This window comes from Flavobacterium sp. 103 (genome assembly GCF_003096795.1).
Taxonomy (GTDB): domain Bacteria; phylum Bacteroidota; class Bacteroidia; order Flavobacteriales; family Flavobacteriaceae; genus Flavobacterium.
The window spans coordinates 2,625,448-2,642,001 of record NZ_QENX01000001.1 but is presented as its reverse complement, the minus strand read 5'-3'; the positions used below and the strand labels follow the sequence as shown (position 1 = coordinate 2,642,001).

General features: G+C 36.4%; 10 protein-coding genes. All 10 read right to left on the bottom strand.

The genetic code is table 11. The features are described 5' to 3' along the window. Nucleotides 1–6: 6 nt before the first annotated feature. Nucleotides 7–2,226, bottom strand: a complete 2,220-nt coding sequence (locus C8C85_RS10765) for a glycoside hydrolase family 3 N-terminal domain-containing protein (protein ID WP_116797074.1) — start codon at nt 2,224–2,226, stop codon at nt 7–9. A 181-nt stretch (nt 2,227–2,407) separates the two neighbouring features. Next, complete coding sequence (locus C8C85_RS10760) at nt 2,408–4,147, bottom strand: cellulase family glycosylhydrolase (RefSeq protein ID WP_317046337.1); 1,740 nt, start codon at nt 4,145–4,147, stop codon at nt 2,408–2,410. A gap of 198 nt (nt 4,148–4,345) precedes the next feature. Then, nucleotides 4,346–5,803 carry a glycoside hydrolase family 30 protein gene (locus C8C85_RS10755; RefSeq protein ID WP_116797072.1) on the bottom strand — a complete coding sequence of 486 codons (1,458 nt, stop codon included), beginning with the start codon at nt 5,801–5,803 and terminating at the stop codon, nt 4,346–4,348. Between the two features lie 40 nt (nt 5,804–5,843). Continuing rightward, nucleotides 5,844–7,310 carry a glycoside hydrolase family 30 protein gene (locus C8C85_RS10750; protein WP_116797071.1) on the bottom strand — a complete coding sequence of 489 codons (1,467 nt, stop codon included), beginning with the start codon at nt 7,308–7,310 and terminating at the stop codon, nt 5,844–5,846. Between the two features lie 3 nt (nt 7,311–7,313). Next, entirely contained in the window at nt 7,314–8,159 is an 846-nt protein-coding gene (locus tag C8C85_RS10745) for an endonuclease/exonuclease/phosphatase family protein (RefSeq protein ID WP_116797070.1), read from the bottom strand. 135 nt (nt 8,160–8,294) lie between these two features. After that, a complete protein-coding gene (locus tag C8C85_RS10740) occupies nt 8,295–9,401 on the bottom strand; it encodes a glycoside hydrolase family 16 protein (protein ID WP_116797069.1) in 1,107 nt (368 codons plus the stop codon). 80 nt (nt 9,402–9,481) lie between these two features. Further along, nucleotides 9,482–10,441, bottom strand: a complete 960-nt coding sequence (locus C8C85_RS10735; protein WP_116797068.1) for a hypothetical protein — start codon at nt 10,439–10,441, stop codon at nt 9,482–9,484. A gap of 7 nt (nt 10,442–10,448) precedes the next feature. After that, the gene (locus C8C85_RS10730) at nt 10,449–11,531 is read right to left on the bottom strand and encodes a hypothetical protein (protein WP_133243381.1); all 1,083 of its coding nucleotides are present in this window, start codon (nt 11,529–11,531) and stop codon (nt 10,449–10,451) included. Between the two features lie 14 nt (nt 11,532–11,545). Then, the gene (locus C8C85_RS10725; RefSeq protein WP_116797066.1) at nt 11,546–13,054 is read right to left on the bottom strand and encodes a RagB/SusD family nutrient uptake outer membrane protein; all 1,509 of its coding nucleotides are present in this window, start codon (nt 13,052–13,054) and stop codon (nt 11,546–11,548) included. Between the two features lie 14 nt (nt 13,055–13,068). Further along, the gene (locus C8C85_RS10720) at nt 13,069–16,179 is read right to left on the bottom strand and encodes a SusC/RagA family TonB-linked outer membrane protein (protein WP_116797065.1); all 3,111 of its coding nucleotides are present in this window, start codon (nt 16,177–16,179) and stop codon (nt 13,069–13,071) included. Between the last annotated feature and the right edge of the window lie 375 nt (nt 16,180–16,554).

Here is a 16,554-nt window from a genome sequence, read left to right as displayed (position 1 = left end):
CTTAAATTACTTCACCAATTCAAAACTGTCTCTCAAACGAATATCTGCAGAAGACGAACCAATCATCAAATCGAAATCACCGGGCTCTGAACCGAATTCTAATGCATTGTTGTAAAAAGACAATTTTTGGTTGTCAATAGTAAACTGAATGGTTTTGGTTTCCCCTCTATTCAATGTTATTTTCTGAAAATCTTTCAACTCAATTATCGGACGCACTACAGAGCCCACTCTGTCTCTCAAATACAATTGAACCACTTCTTCTCCTTTTACGCTTCCAGTATTTTTTATGTTTACCAAAACCGTAATCGTCTCATTGTTTTTCATTGTTTTTTGAGATAATTTCAAATCCGAATATTCAAAAGTCGTATAACTCAATCCGTATCCAAATGGGAATTTCGGAGTTGTTGGTAAATCGATGTAAGCCGATTTGTAAATTTTATCTTCATTGACAGAAGGTCTTCCTGTATTGAAATGATTGTAATAAATTGGAATTTGTCCTTCGATTCTCGGAAATGACATCGGTAACTTTCCAGATGGATTGTAATCCCCAAAAAGCACGTCGGCAATAGCATTTCCAGCTTCTGAACCCAACCACCAAGTATAGACAATGGTTGGCATATTATCGGCAATCCAATCAATAACAAGAGGTCTTCCCGCATTAATTAAAATTACAATTGGCTTCCCCGTTTTTTGAAGTTCTTTGATTAAATCTTCCTGAACACCCGGTAAGTGCAGGTTGCTTTTACTCTTTGCTTCCCCACTTTTATTGAAATTTTCTCCAATACTCAAAATGATCACCTCAGCTTGGCTTGCAACCTTCAAAGCATCTGCAAAACCTTCTTTGCTTTGACTTTCCACGCCACATCCTTTAGCATACAAAATTTTAGTTCTTTTGCCCACTTTATTTTCCAAACCTTCCCATTGGGAAACAATGTAAGTCGAATCAATACCTTTTACATCAACAGCCCAAAATCCGTGATTGTCTCTTTTCGGTTTCACCATTGGTCCAATAAAAGCAATCGTTTTTAAGCCTTTGGAAAGTGGCAAAACATCTCTTTCGTTTTTCAGCAACACAATACTTTTAGCTGCCATTTCTCTAGCCGCCTTGGTATGTTCTGGATTATTCAATTCCTTTTGTTCTCTTTCTGGATTGCAAAATTTATATGGATCATCAAACAATCCCAATTCGAATTTCTTACGCAAAATTCTTTTTACCGCATCATCTATTAAAGCAACAGGAACTTTGTTTTCTTTTACCAATTGCTCTAGATTATATCGATACGCATTGCTCTCCATATCCATATCGCTTCCTGCAGTTATCGATGCAAGAGCGGCTTCTTTATTGTCTTTTACATAACCGTGATTCACCATTTCGCCAATCGAACCCCAATCGGAAACTACAAAACCTTGAAAATTCCATTTTCCTTTCAAGATGTCCCTAAGCAAATAGTTATTGGCGCTCGCCGGTATTCCGTTCAGGTCGTTAAACGAATTCATGAAAGTTGCGGCACCTGCATCCAAAGCCGCTTTGAAAGGAGGCAAATAAGTTTCCCAAAGCATTCTGTTACTCATGTCAACCGAGTTGTAGTCTCGTCCACCAACAGCAGCTCCATAAGCCGCAAAATGTTTAACGCATGCCATAACCGAATTCACATCGCCCAAGTTTCCTTGAAATCCTTTCACTCTCGCATAGGCAATTTTGGACCCCAGATAAGTATCTTCCCCTGCGCCTTCCATCACTCTTCCCCAACGCGGATCACGAGAAATATCAACCATCGGTGCGAATGTCCAGTGAATTCCACAGGCAGCAGCTTCGGTCGCCGCAACTCTAGCCGAAAGTTCTATCGCTGTTAAATCCCAACTTGCCGCTTCCGCCAACGGAATAGGAAAAGTAGTTTTGTAACCATGAATCACATCCAAGCCAAACAACAACGGGATTTTCAATCGGGACTGCATTGCCAAATCTTGGTACTGTCGTGTGTATTTTGTACCCATAATATTCAACATCGAACCAATCAATCCTTTTTTGATTTCGCTTTGCTTGTTGGAATTAATGGTGATTGGTCCCGTGGCGGAATTATCACCCGTATATTGGTTGAGCTGTCCTATTTTTTCTTCAAGTGTCATTTGCTTAAGCAAAGCATCGACTTTCTGGTCTATCGTTTGTTGCTGTGAAAAGGCAAAAACCGATACGAATACGAATGCCAGTGTTATTGTTTTTTTCATTTTTAAAATTTTATATTCAAATTGTGTTTCAACAAATATTTAATTTTAACCATATAAGAAATATAAGGTCATATAAGTTGGGAGGCAAAAAGCAAAGACTTAAATGCTCTTATATTTCTTATATGGTAAGCTTTCTCAGCGTTTTTTTTATTTTAAATTTAATGTTTTGAAGCAAATTCTTTTATTTAGCAGTTTTAAATTCCAAAAAATTAAGGTTGAAATTCCCTCCTTCAAAGTGAACGCGGATTTTATTCATTCCTTGTTTAAGAGCTACATTTTTTAGAACAATTGTTTTCCAAAGAGTTTCTCCACCGGTAACCGGAAGCTCCGTTATTTCCGAAATTTTCTTTCCATCTTGTTCCAAATGCAATTTACCTCCAGCTTTTTCGCTCGAATATCGAATTGCAACATGAAAAGTACTTTGTTTTTTCACATCAACTGTAAATTGCAACCATTCACCCTCTTCAATAAAGGAGACCTGAAAACCGTTGGTTATTTTATCCGTACAGGCTACGATATCAACACCATCATTTCTCATTTTGCCCCCTTTATTCCATTGGGTGAATTTAGTTCCATCATAATTCGCCACATCCTTATCGGAGTAAGCAAAACCATTTTGTCCCAAATCAAATTCTGTTGCAAACACTTTACCTGGAGCCACATGATTTTTATACTTTTTGGTATCGTTAGTTTGTACTTGTCTGAACATCGCGTCAATCACATCGTATCTGATGGTCAGGTGTTTCATTTTATAGTTCTCGGCGGTTTGCATCAAGACTTTTTTGGCAAAATCCGAATTGGGTTTTTCGCCCCCATTCTTCCAATAATCCAATAATTTATCATAATCTGGCGCTTTTGTAACCGAAGTAACACCAGCCAGATTTTCAATTTTTTTCATTGGCCAAAAAGCCCAACCAATATTATTGGATTCCATCAATGAGATCGCTTCCTCAAACCAAACGTTAGAGTTCTCGCCGCTTTCGCCCAACCAAATTGGCACATTATATTGCGTTCTGTAATTCAGCATTGTTTGAATTGAAGCTACATCATTTTGATTCCAGTATTTATGAAAACTCAATGCCATATTTTCATCCCAAAGCGGGAACATACCATTGTAATTATTCCCCCAGCAATTTCCTTCAATGATAATCATGTGATGAGGGTCAATGGCTCTTATCGCATTTGTAAGTCTAACCTGCAAGGCTTTTAAAGGGGCGTTTGAGGTTTCGTCGCAACCATTTTGATTTGTCCCCGTAAAATTCCAATTGGGTTCATTGATAATATCATAACCTCCAATCCACGGACTGTCTTTATAACGTTGCGCCAATTTTTTCCAAAGCGCAACCATTTTGTCCTGATTTGCAGCACTCTCCCAAAGCGATGGTTTTGAATCATCGTAGTCGGATATTGCAGCATCTTTCCCTTGTCCCCCAGGAGTTGCATGCAAGTCAAGAATTAAGTATATTTTATTGGCAGCACACCAGTTTAATAAATCATCCGTCATTCTAAAACCTTCTTCAAGCCAAGTAATTTGCCCGTCTTTTTCGGTTTCAATCGCTGGAGTGTATAAATTGTAATGCATCGGCAATCGGATGGAATTAAATCCCCAAGCCGCCAAAGAGTCAATATCTCTCTTTGTTATTCCGTTTGCTTTGTATGCTTTATAGAATTCTTCGGTACCTTTCTCACCTATTAAATCCGTAATTTTTTGTTTGATTTTATATTGAGGACCGGCAAAAGCACCTGTTTGAATCATGTAGCCTTCCTGAACCATCCAGCCTCCAACACCCAAACCGCGCAAAACGATATTTTTACCGTTTCCATCCACAATTTTTTGTCCATCTCTGTGCAAAAAACCCTGTCCAAAAGAAGCCATGGCAAAGCACATAAGAGAAAATACAATTATTATTTTTTTCATCATAATATTTATAAAATTTGAATAGTGTAAAGAGTCTTTCTTCAAACTTTTTCTAAATCTGGTTCTCGTAAAGGCGCAAAGACGCAAAGTTTAAAACTGTTTTCTTTGCGTCTTTGCGCCTTTGCGAGAAAAAAAAGTTTAATCCAATGGTATTATCCGAAAGCAGGTTGACCCACAATTAAATAAGTTTTTTTTATCTGATTAATACACCAAAGTCTGAATAGAATTTGGCAAAATAGTAATTTGGGTAGCTTGAGTTCCTACACACAAATTATAAATTACCGTAGCATCACTTTGATTCATAACAACTGTTATCATTTTTCCATCTTTATTCAAAAATGAAGTACTCAACAAGCTGCTTCTGCTTACGGCAGTACTTACTCTTTTGGCTTCAGGCTTAATAAATTTTGAAAAATGTCCAATATAATAATACGATGGAGTATAAATTAACTCTCCTGTTTTAGTATCTGCATGAACCGGAGCAAAACAAAAGTTACCCACGTGATTAGGTCCACCATTTTCATCCAAAAGAATATTCCAATCTGTCCAACCCACAGTTCCGTTATTAAAATCATGAATCATAGAAGTACCATAACGTTCTCCATTCGCCCACAATTGGTAATTTTTAGAGTCGAATTTTTCTACACAACCCTCCGTAAACATTAAATTTTTATCAGGGTACGCTTCATGAACTCTCGCTACATTCTCAAACATTGGATCACCACCTGCCCAAGTTTCATACCAATGGAATCCCATTCCCCAAATATATTTTGATGCTTCGGGATCAGAGAAAATAATATTGGCTCTTTGAACCATTAAATCACGATTGTGATCCCAGGCAATAATTTTTTTATCGCCCAAACCTTCTTTTTTCATAGTTGGTCCAAGATAATTTTTTACAAAATCTCTTTCTGCTTCAGCTGTATATACACAAGATTCCCAGGTTTGCACCGCCATTGGTTCGTTCTCTGCACTGATTCCCCAAATTGGAATTCCTTCTTTCTCATACGCCTTTACAAACTTGGTATAATACGTAGCCCAAGTCTGAAAAAACTCTGGCAATAATGTACCGCCTTTCAACATGTCTTTATTACTTTTCATAAAAGCTGGAGGACTCCAAGGAGTTGCATACACCGTCATTTTTCCGCCTGCAGCAGCAATTGCTTTTTTAATCAACGGAATTCTATATTTTCTATCGTGCTCAATAGAAAATGTTTTCAATGCAGTATCTCCTTCATCAATATAGGTATAACTCGCTGAACTAAAATCAGAACTATGAATAGTGGTACGTATCAAATTGTAGCCAATTCCTTTTTCGGTGCTATAATAAGCATTCAGTAATTCTTCTTGCTTTTCTTTGGATAATTTAGCGAAAACTTCAGCACTTGCATCCGTTATTGCCCCTCCAATTCCCATAAAAGACTGGAATGTTTTATCTGGATTTACAAAAACGCAAATTTGTCTTTCGTTGGGTTGTGCCAGTTCTGAAAATGTAAGATTATCTGTTTTTGACAATCTTAAATTTGTACTCTCGGCAGTAGTGTACACCGCGACTGTTTTTCCTTTTGTTGAAAAAGAATGTGCTTGTGATTTGTTTTTTTGCTGTGCAAAAACAAAAAAGGTGGCGAGTACTAATGCTGTGGTGGTTATTTTTTTCATAATCTATAGTATGGTGGTTTCTTATTTTTTGGTGGTAACGTTACCAAGTATAGGTCCCTACTGCTCCAGCTTCCAGAGACGTAGTAATCCATTTTCCTTTGTATTTAATATTAAATAATGCCGCAGCATCGCCATCATTTACAACTAATAAAACTTTCTTTCCTGCCGGAGTTTTGAAAGCAACGTTATGTAAATTTCCGATTATATTACTTGAAATCCTAACCGAACCTGCCGGAATAAATTTTGACGCATGTGCCGCTATATAATAACCAACGTTACGCACCACTGATTCAGTGCCACTTACTGTTACTGCTCCTTTGCAAACAGTACATCCACCGTCAGTATGTGGCCCAAAAGAACCATCATTGGCAAGATTCCATTGCAAGGCATTTTTACTCCAGTTACGCATTGAACCTATAATTACATTTTTCACTTGCCATCTTAAATCACCATCAAATGATCCAGTAGATGACGTGTATTGCTCCGTAAAATAAACATCTTTATCAGGGTAAGCATTATGAACCGTAGAAAGCGCACTAATATCTCCACCATACAAATGAAAAGCAGAACCGGTTACAAAAGGGTAAGCTGCAGCATCTTTTAGGATCGTAATTGGATATTGGGGATTATCACAATTATGATCGTAGGTGATGATCTTTGTGGCAATATTAGCTGTTTTAAATGCAGGTCCCAAATTATTTTTTATAAAATCTGCTTGTTGCAAGGCTGTCATCACCATACTCGGATTATTACCCCCGTGTAAAGGTTCGTTTTGAGGAGTAATTGCATCTATCACAATTCCCTCATCTTTCATTTTTTGAATATATTTTACAAAATATTGTGCATAGGCTTCATAATATTGAGGTTGCAAACTTCCTCCCATAAAATTATTGTTGTCTTTCATCCAAACTGGTGCAGACCAAGGCGAACCCATAATTTTAATATTAGGATTAATTGCCAAAATTTCTTTCAATAATGGAATAACATCACCCATATCAGGAGTCAAGCTGAAGTTGGTTAAATTAACATCTGTTTGTCCAGTAGGCATATCATCATAGGTAAATGGAGTAGCATTTAAATCAGACGCTCCAATACTAATTCTTAGGTAACTTAACCCAACTGAAGTATCTCCAGAACCAAACAATTCTTGCAATAAATCTTTCTTTTTCTGGGCAGCCAATTGATTAATCACTTGTGCACTTCCGCCAGTCAATGTAAATCCAAAACCATCAACGGTTTGATACGTTTGAGCTTCATTAACTTCTATACTTGGATAAATGTTCACTCCAGTTCCAAAAGCCAGAATACCTGTTTGCTTTTGCAAAAGCGATGTTTGATTTCCTTTGGTCAACCAAAAATCAACTTCGTTTTTTACTACCGGAGTTGGTGTTGGAGTTGGCGTCGGAGTTGGTGAATCACCCCCTTCATTGGAAGAGGAACAACTGATGTGTATGGATGATAAAGCGATTAAGAAAAACAGCTTTGTTAATTGATGTATTTTTTTCATTATCTATTTGTAATTAATTTCGATAAAAACAGGAAAATGATCCGATGGGTATTTCAAATCTTTGGCATCTGATAAAACAGCATATTTATTAACTGTAACGGAGTTGCCTTTTGATAAAAAAATGTAATCAATCAAATGTGTTGATGCCTCATTATATTTAAAATTGTTAAAAGTTCCATAGGGGCCAAAAGGTTTTTCTTTCGAAATCGTTCTGGCGTCATTCATTTTATTTTTCAACGCAATTATCCGGTCAGTCTCTGGTTCTGAATTAAAATCACCCATCAAAATAACAGGATATTTATTGGTATTTAATTTTTCAATTCTTGAAAGTATCAGTTCCAATCCTTTGGTTCTTGCTTCTTCACCAACATGATCCAAATGGGTATTAAAAACCCAAATCATTTTTTTGCTTTGCTTATTCTTCAAAAGCGCATAGGTGCAAACTCTGTTGTAGGCGGCATCCCATCCTTTTGAAACAGTATCAGGTGTTGATGATAACCAAAAGGTATTGGATTCCATTACCTTAAATTTTTCTTTGGAATAAAAAACATTCGATGACTCTCCTTTTCCTATTCCGTCTCTTCCTATGCCAACATAACTGTATTGAGGAAGTGCTGTCGCAATATCCAATATTTGATTGGGTTTTGCTTCTTGAACCCCAAAAATATCGGGGGCATAAAATTGAATCTGTGCATTAAAAAAATCTTTCCTGTGCGTCCAGTCATTTTCTCCATCCGATTCGATATCTAGTCGGATATTGTAAGTCATCATTTTTAAAGTTTGTCCGTTGGAAAAAATACCCATCAGAACAAAAATGATAGAAATTGCTGTTTTTTTGGAGAGATTCATTTATTCTTTTTTTGATTGGTTTCTGTTAGTCAGACAATGCCAGATAATTCTTCATCAGAGCTTCTGTTCAACTTGATAAAAACAGAAGCCGCTAATGAAGACCAAACTCAAACTACCTAACTTAACCAAAATATTTTAATTGTATACTCTTATATAATCCACCTCCAAAGTAGAGGAAGTAAAATTTGGATCTACAGGACCTCCCCAATTACCTCCCATTGCTAAATTTACAATTAAGTAAAAGTTTTTATTGAATGGGAATTTATCTGAATTTACAAAAGTGTAAAACAACTTGTCATCTACATAAAACTTTATATAACTTGCTGTCCAATCTGCTGTATAGATATGAAATTCGGTATTGTCATTAGGCACATTTATAGTTCCTGTATCTGGAGTATTTCCTGAACGTCCAGGAGAATGCAATGATGAATGATTGACATTCAACTCTTTTCCAACAGATTCTAAAATATCTATTTCTCCACATGCAGGCCACCCAACACTACCAATATTACTGCCCAGCATCCAGACTGCAGGCCAAGTCCCAACTCCAGTAGGCAGTTTTGCTCTGATTACCACTTTGCCATAAGTAAAATCGAATTTTCCATTTGATTCTAATCTACCAGAAGTGAAATCACCTTTACCATATTTTTCCCTGATGGCTTTTATTTTCAAAAGACCTCCTTGAACAATTGTGTTTTCGGGGCGATTGGTATAAGATTGAAGTTCATTATTAACATTCCCAGGATCCCAAATTTGGAAAGTCCATTTAGTTGCATCTGGTGCACCATCTGTATTAAATTCATCAGACCATACTAATTTTGACCCTACAAAAACTGTTATGGAGAGTGTTTTGCTAACAAATTGTCCCGCATTATAAGCAGACACATATAACACATAAGTATTAGAACCTGATGTCGTATAGGTGTAAGAAAAGCTGCCATTTGTCACTTCCTTTGTTTCTCCATTACCAAGAACTATTTTATATGATGTTGCATTTGTTGCCGATAATTTAAAATTTACGACTCCGCTTCCGTCTCCATTTGGATTTTGAGCGTCTGTTCCAACAACAGTTGCTGTTACCGAAAGATCAGAAGGCTTCGCTTTTGAAACATCTTCACCACCGCCATTGCTGTCGCTACACGATAATAACATTAAAAAAACGGATAGACCAGTGAAGAGCAAACCAAGCGATAATAAGTAATTCTTACTTTTTAAATCTGTAAACCATATATTATTTCTCATATTTTTTTTTAAATAAATACTAAAACAAAGCTCAGAACAGTCTCAAAAAAAGTTCTGAGCTTAGGTTTTAGTTAAATTAATTAAGGTGCTGGTTTCAGTTTAAGATACCAAGCATTTCCAGTTTCAGTTCCTTGTACTCTTAGATATAAATAATCGGATGTAATAACCAAGATTTCATATTCTTTTAGTACAGCACCGTATCCGATAAAAGTATCTACTCCAGCCAATAAAATACTCACTTGGGTAGATGGTGAATTATCAGCACTTGACCCTACTGCAGGCGCGCCACTTGAAGCAGGAACAAAAGAGAATGCAGAAGTACCGCCTGGATAATTATAACATCCTTCGGCTCCAGAACTTGGAATACCCGGAAGAGTTGTTAATGAACCCGTTTTCGTAAAAGCTCCATCAGGAGTTGTAACTTTTAATTGAAAACTTCCTGTAGCAGCAACTTTAGCAAAAGTAAAAGTAGCCGTATAGAAACAATTTGCAGAAGCTACCTTTTCATTAACTCCAGCAGCCCACCACTCTGGTCTGATAGAACCAACATTCCAAGGACCAACACCAAGATGACCTGGAACACTTTTATCAACAACCCAAGTTTTTGTACCATCATTAGTCAATGCTTTCACTATTTCTGGAGAAGCCGTAAAATCGCTTCTTACAGTAACATCTTTTGTAATTAATGATGAAGTACCGCCAACTCCATAAACCACTGCAGTAACTGTATAAGTGTGAACCCCTACATTGGTATATTTTTTGGTCGTTTTTCCATTTGGTAACAAAACCAAATCCACAGGTGTATTAGCATCGTAGTCTATTTTATAAGAAAGAGCCTTATCACCTGTTATGGTAAATTTCACATCACCGGAACCATTCCCATCTGGATGGGTAGCATCTTTACCAACAACTTCTGCATTTATTACAATATTTGAAGGCGCTGTCAAATCTCCCAGACTGTATTCTTGCTCATTACAACTAACTAAAGTTAGAGTCATAGCGATGAAAAGCCCTAAAATGTATTTTATATTTGTTTTCATATTTTTTCTAATTAGTTAATCTAACATTATCGATATAAATTACTTCTCCAGCTCCATCGGCTGAATCATTAAATCGCAAAACAAGTTGAGTAAATTTGGTTCCAGCTGGTATTCCTGAAACAGCGCTATAATCAAAAACAAGTTCTTCCCAAGCACCAGAAGTGGTAAATGCCGTTTTTTGTACTGCAACACCATTTGCCGGAGTTCCACCAACTGCCCATTCCAATTCAACATTTAATTTTTTACCAATATTTGCTGCGTCAGGATTATATGCCAAAACTTTAATTTTTTTACCATAGGCAAAATTAATTGGAATATTCAATGGACTATAAGTCCCACTCCATGAAGCCACTCCATTTGGTTTTGTATATTTACCTACAGTTGCACTAGTATTTAAACCTGTAGCATTTGGGTTTGCCACTTTAGAAAAAGTCACATCACCAAAAGTCCCAAAAAAGTAATCTACTCCTGCAGTTTCAAAATCAATGGGAGTTCCAAATAATGATTTGGTTCCTTCAGTCTTTGCAGCACCTCCGCTTAGGGCTACAACTTTCAATACAAAAGGACCTCCAGTCGCTGGATAAGTATGGGCAGGTAATACTTGGCCTATAGCCATTGGAGTACCTTTCTCACCAGCAACATCTCCATAATATACTAAAAATGAGCTAGCATAATCAGCTTTAGCACTAACTTTCATCTCATCAGCAGTTGTAATTTGTAAGTTTTCGGGAGCTCTATAAACAACCTTCAACGGAAATGTCTGCTCACTTGCACTTCCAGATATAGAAATAGCTGTAATTTTTACAGTATAGTCACCTTCAGGATAAGCATGAGTTGTACTTTCACCAGGTGCTACTGTAACTGCACCATCAGTACCATGACCATACTCTACAGTAAATGATGTAGCACCATCTCCAGTTGGAGTTATTTTTACCTTTCCTGAATTGTCTTTACTAATATCAAATACTTTATTAACATTTCCAGAACCTGCCCCTGGCAAAGATGTATCATTGCTGATACCCTCTATCGAACAACTTATGGCAACAGCCATCAATGCTACAAGGCTTAATATAAATTTTATCTTTTTCATAATTTTATCTTTTATTAATTATAGCCAGGGTTTTGTTTCAATTTGGTTCCTTGAAGTTCTCTTGTTGGAATAGGGAAAATTTCATCTACACCAGCATTGAAACCTCTATTTCCTAATTTAGCAGCTGCATCACCCCATCTTACTAAGTCAAAAAATCTTTGTCCTTCACCAGCAAGTTCCATTCTTCTTTCATTTTTAATGGCTGCAAGTGTAACTGGAATTGAAGGCAAACTAACTCTTGATCTAACGGCATCAAGCAATGCTTGCGCTCTTGCCCCTGAACCTAATGCTTCAGCTTCCATTAAATAAGAATCCGCAAGTCTAATAATATAAGAATTTTGTTTGTAGTTCAATTCAGCAGCTCCCCCACCTGTACGAACATCTGCTTTACGGGGAACAAATTTGTTTAAGAAATACCCTGTATCTTGATAACCACCGATATAATCTGCTTCACCAGCAGCCTTCATAGCTTTAAGATCCAATACAGTAGCTGCAAATCTTGGGTCTAACTTTATTGCATCGTACAAATCTTGTGTAATAACATTAAAACTCCATCCTGACGGTAGATCAGGAGCTGGCGATCCTGCTGGCTTAGAATAAGTTCTAGGTCCTACCATTATATTCACAGAATTCCCTTCATCTCTACCGGAACCCCAGAATCCCCAATCAGAATTTCCAGCACTTGTATGAGATACCTCGATAAGTGACTCTGTATTAAACTTATTGGAAACAACCCATAAATCACTGAATTTTGTCAACAATTTGTTTCCGTATTGATTTGCAGCACCCGGAGTACCATTCACTTCAGCCAAAATAGCTGCAGCTTCGGCTTTTTTACCTTCAAACAAATATACTTTTCCAAGCATTGCCTGAGCTCCACCTTTTGTAAGACGCCCAGATTCTGTATTAGCTGGAACGGTAGAAGGCAAAGCAGGAATCGCTTCGGTCAAATCTTTTTCGATTTGAGCATAAACTGCTTCAGGAGTTGCCTGTTCAACATTATACATGTTTGTAGTCGTCAAAGGGTCCAAAAGCAATGGAACATTCTTAAACATGCGAACCAAGTTAAAATAATAAATGGCACGCAAAGCTTTTGTTTCACCTGTAAATCGGGATTTCAAATTATCCCCCATATCAACATCCGGCAATTTTGAAAGCAATGTGTTGGCTCTGAAAATTCCTTGATAATGGTCATTCCAAAAACTTCCAGGTATATTTGTTGAAGTAAGTGAGTGAGTTGAAAAATTTTGAATTCCTTCTCCATCTGTAGATCCACCACCACCGGCGTAGAAATCATCGGAACCAGCATTCATCATCGCGATCATATTTTCAAAACCTCCTGAATTTTTTCTAATTGCATCATAAACTCCAACAAGTGCAGCAGTAGCTTGTCCTTCGTTTGAGTAATAATTCTCGGAAAGGAATGATCCTTTTGGTGCTACATCTACAAACTCTTCAGAACAGGATCCAAAAGAAACCATTGCTATCGCAATAAAAATGTATTTATATTTTATCGTTTTCATAATTCTTAGTTTTATTAAAATTGTAGATTAACTCCAAGCATGAATGTTCTTGCCTGTGGATAAACTCCTTTATCTATTCCAAATACACCGCCACCAATTTCAGGATCATACCCAGTATATTTAGTAAATGTGAACAAGTTCTCTCCCGTTAAGTAAAAACGTACTTTGCTTGCTCCTATCTGTGAAACTACATTCGTTGGTAATGTATATCCAAATTGAATTAATTTTAAACGTACATAATCTCCATCTTCCAAGTAGAAATTTGACATCTTACCAAAGTTACCATTAGTATCATTGTTAGTAAGTCTAGGATAATCGTTTGATGTTCCTTCTCCTGTCCAACGACTCATAGCCTCAGTTTGATAATTTGCATTTCCAACATCTAATCTGCGTAATCCCTGGAAAATTTGATTTCCTGCAGCTCCTTGTGCAAAAGCCATAAAATCAAAGTTTTTGTAGTCTAAATTCAAGGTCAATCCAAATGTATATTTTGGAATATTACTGCCCAAGAACTGTTTGTCATCATCATTAATAGAACCATTACCATCTGTATCAACCCAACGGAAGTCACCAGGACGAGCATTTGGTTGAATTAAACCACCTGAAGTATTTGTATAGGCTGCAATTTCAGCATCATTTTGAAAAATTCCTGCCGTTTTAAAACCATAAAATGAGTTATAGGAATGGCCAACTTGAGTTCTAGTCACAGCTCCCATTGATTGGAAAGAAGCATCTCCAACAATATAATTTGTATCAGAAGCAACATAAGTTACTTCATTTTCTAAATACGCAAAGTTTGCATTAACCGAAAAGTTAAAGTCTCCAAATTGCTTTCTATATCCTAATTCAACCTCAAGACCTCTATTTTCCATATCGGCAACATTTCCAGTTGGATTATCTGTCACCCCAACATAACCTGGAATATTTATCGGACGTAGAATTCCGTTGGTTGTTTTATTGTACACATCAACAGTAAGGGTTAAATCATGGAAAAATCTTGATTCAAATCCAATATCAGCTTGAGATGTTTCTTCCCATCTTAAATCAGGATTGTCTAAGGTAAGGTTTGCATACCCTGTAGTTATTGCTCCAGTATTTCCAAAAGAATAATTGTAACCTCCTTGTACCAAAGAAAGATATCTAAAGTCTGGTATAGCATCATTTCCAACCACACCATATCCACCTCTGATCTTCAAACTATTGATCACATCATTTTCATTCCAAAAGTCTTCTTTAGAAACTACCCATCCTAAATTGAACGATGGGAACACACCAAATTTATTATTTCCTCCAAAACGAGAAGATCCATCACGACGTATAATACCGGTAAATAGGTATTTTTCTTTAAAATCATAATTCACACGGGCAAATAAAGATGTTAATTTGTGCTCAGTCATATCATAAGTACTGCTGCTTCTGTCAGACTGTGGTATGTCAAAATTAAAAGAAGCATCTTGGTAACTTGTAATAGGCAAACCATACATTGTTGCCCCTGAACCTCCACCAATATTATCTACATAAGAACCTTGTCCTAACAATACCGTAAAGTTATGATCACCTATAGAATTTGTATAAGTCGCAATATTTTCATTATTCCATGCGAAACTGCTGTTTTCACTTTGACCATAACTATTTTTAAGTGTGTTCACAGTAGCACTCAAATAACTAACAGGCGTAAATCCTTGATTACCCCAATACGCAATTTTTCCTCCAAATGTAGTTCTGAATTTAAAGTGCTTTGAAATAGTTGCCTCCAAATAAGCATTACCAACCAAGTCATCAGACCAGTTAAATCCACCAAGTCTAGTTTTAGCATAAGCTAGAGGGTTCGTCATCTCTTGACCAACTAAACTAGAAATTCCGTAAGGATTTCCATTAGCATCACGAATAACCGGATTTGTACTATAAGGTGATGAATTAGCTAAAACAGGATCTGTTTCAATAACTGGAGTAATTGGGTCCAAATTAATTGCAGAACTCAATGGCCCTCCAAATTCACTATTAGTATTACCAATACCAACTGATTTTTGTCTTGTGAAACCTAATGTCTGTCCAAAAGTGAAAACTTTAGATATGTGGTGAGTAGAGTTCAAACGGAAATTCTTTTTATCATAGTTCGAAATCTCTGACAAAACAATCCCTTCTTGATTTTGAAGCCCAAAAGAAGTATAAAAATTAGAAGCATCATTTCCTCCACTAATACTCAATTCATGAGAATAACGGAATGCACCCGTATTAAAAATCTCTTTTTGCCAATCGGTTCCTTTACCTAAAGCAGAAAGATTAGAAAACAGTACAGGTCCGCCTGCAGCTGTTGATTTCTCATTTAATAAAGTAGCATACTGCGTTGCATTCAATAAATCCAAAGTCTTTTCAGGAGAAGAAACTCCAGCAAATCCATTATAGTTTACCGTAATTTTTCCCGATTTTCCTTTTTTAGTTGTCACTAAAATTACACCTGTTGCGGCACGAGTTCCATAAATTGCTGCAGAAGCAGCATCTTTAAGAACCTCCATAGATTCTATATCGGATTGATTAAGAAAACCAATACCTCCAGCATCTACCACAACACCATCTACAACCCAAAGCGGATTATTTCCACCGTCACCAAAAGTAGTTATACCTCTAATACGGATTGTTGATGCTGAACCTGGCTGTCCAGAACTGGCAGCAATCGTAACTCCAGAAACTCTACCTTGTAGCACTTGCTCAATACGACCGTTAGGAACTTTTTCGATATCTTTTGCTCTCACACTAGAAATCGCACCGGTTACCACACTTTTCTTTTGGGTACCATACCCCACAACAACAACTTCATTCAAGTCTTGTGTGGAAGAATACATTTTAACCTGTAATTGTGTTCGCCCACTAATAGATTCCTGAACCGTTTTATAGCCTATAAAACTAATAGTCAAAATTCCATCTTTAGGGGCTTTAATTTGAAACCTACCATCAAAGTCTGTCGCTACTGATGTTGTTGTTCCACTTAAAACAATGGTTGCCCCTGGAATCGGCAAGCCCTTTTCATCAATCACTTTTCCATTAATGGACGCTTCCTGAGCATGCCCATAAACTGAGAATAAGATTAACGAAATACAAAAAATAAATGTTTTTAATAATTTCATTTTTCTGATTATTTTGGTTAATTAATTAGTTATTTACTGCAATACTAAGGCTAAAATTTTTACATTGACAATTAACAACTACTACAAAAACACATCAATAACGTTGTAGCAATATTACAAAAACACATCAAAAAAAATTTAAATATCTGATTATTAATAATTTAAAAACAAAAAATCATTACTTAAAAAAATATTAATTTAAAAAAACCACTACAATTGTGATAAATTAAATACTTTAGCCTAAAATCCATTAAATACTACTGAAATCCAGTTCAAAAAGGTTCTCAACAGTTAGCTTAAAGCATATCTAAAAATCAATTATACATACCTATAAAACTATACACTTACATTCAATCAATGAAGCACAATAAACAC

Coding starts and splice junctions, on each gene's coding strand:
- C8C85_RS10765 (WP_116797074.1), bottom strand. CDS start 2,226: ATGAAAAAAACAATAACACTGGCATTCGTATTCGTATCGGTTTTTGCC.
- C8C85_RS10760 (WP_317046337.1), bottom strand. CDS start 4,147: ATGATGAAAAAAATAATAATTGTATTTTCTCTTATGTGCTTTGCCATG.
- C8C85_RS10755 (WP_116797072.1), bottom strand. CDS start 5,803: ATGAAAAAAATAACCACCACAGCATTAGTACTCGCCACCTTTTTTGTT.
- C8C85_RS10750 (WP_116797071.1), bottom strand. CDS start 7,310: ATGAAAAAAATACATCAATTAACAAAGCTGTTTTTCTTAATCGCTTTA.
- C8C85_RS10745 (WP_116797070.1), bottom strand. CDS start 8,159: ATGAATCTCTCCAAAAAAACAGCAATTTCTATCATTTTTGTTCTGATG.
- C8C85_RS10740 (WP_116797069.1), bottom strand. CDS start 9,401: ATGAGAAATAATATATGGTTTACAGATTTAAAAAGTAAGAATTACTTA.
- C8C85_RS10735 (WP_116797068.1), bottom strand. CDS start 10,441: ATGAAAACAAATATAAAATACATTTTAGGGCTTTTCATCGCTATGACT.
- C8C85_RS10730 (WP_133243381.1), bottom strand. CDS start 11,531: ATGAAAAAGATAAAATTTATATTAAGCCTTGTAGCATTGATGGCTGTT.
- C8C85_RS10725 (WP_116797066.1), bottom strand. CDS start 13,054: ATGAAAACGATAAAATATAAATACATTTTTATTGCGATAGCAATGGTT.
- C8C85_RS10720 (WP_116797065.1), bottom strand. CDS start 16,179: ATGAAATTATTAAAAACATTTATTTTTTGTATTTCGTTAATCTTATTC.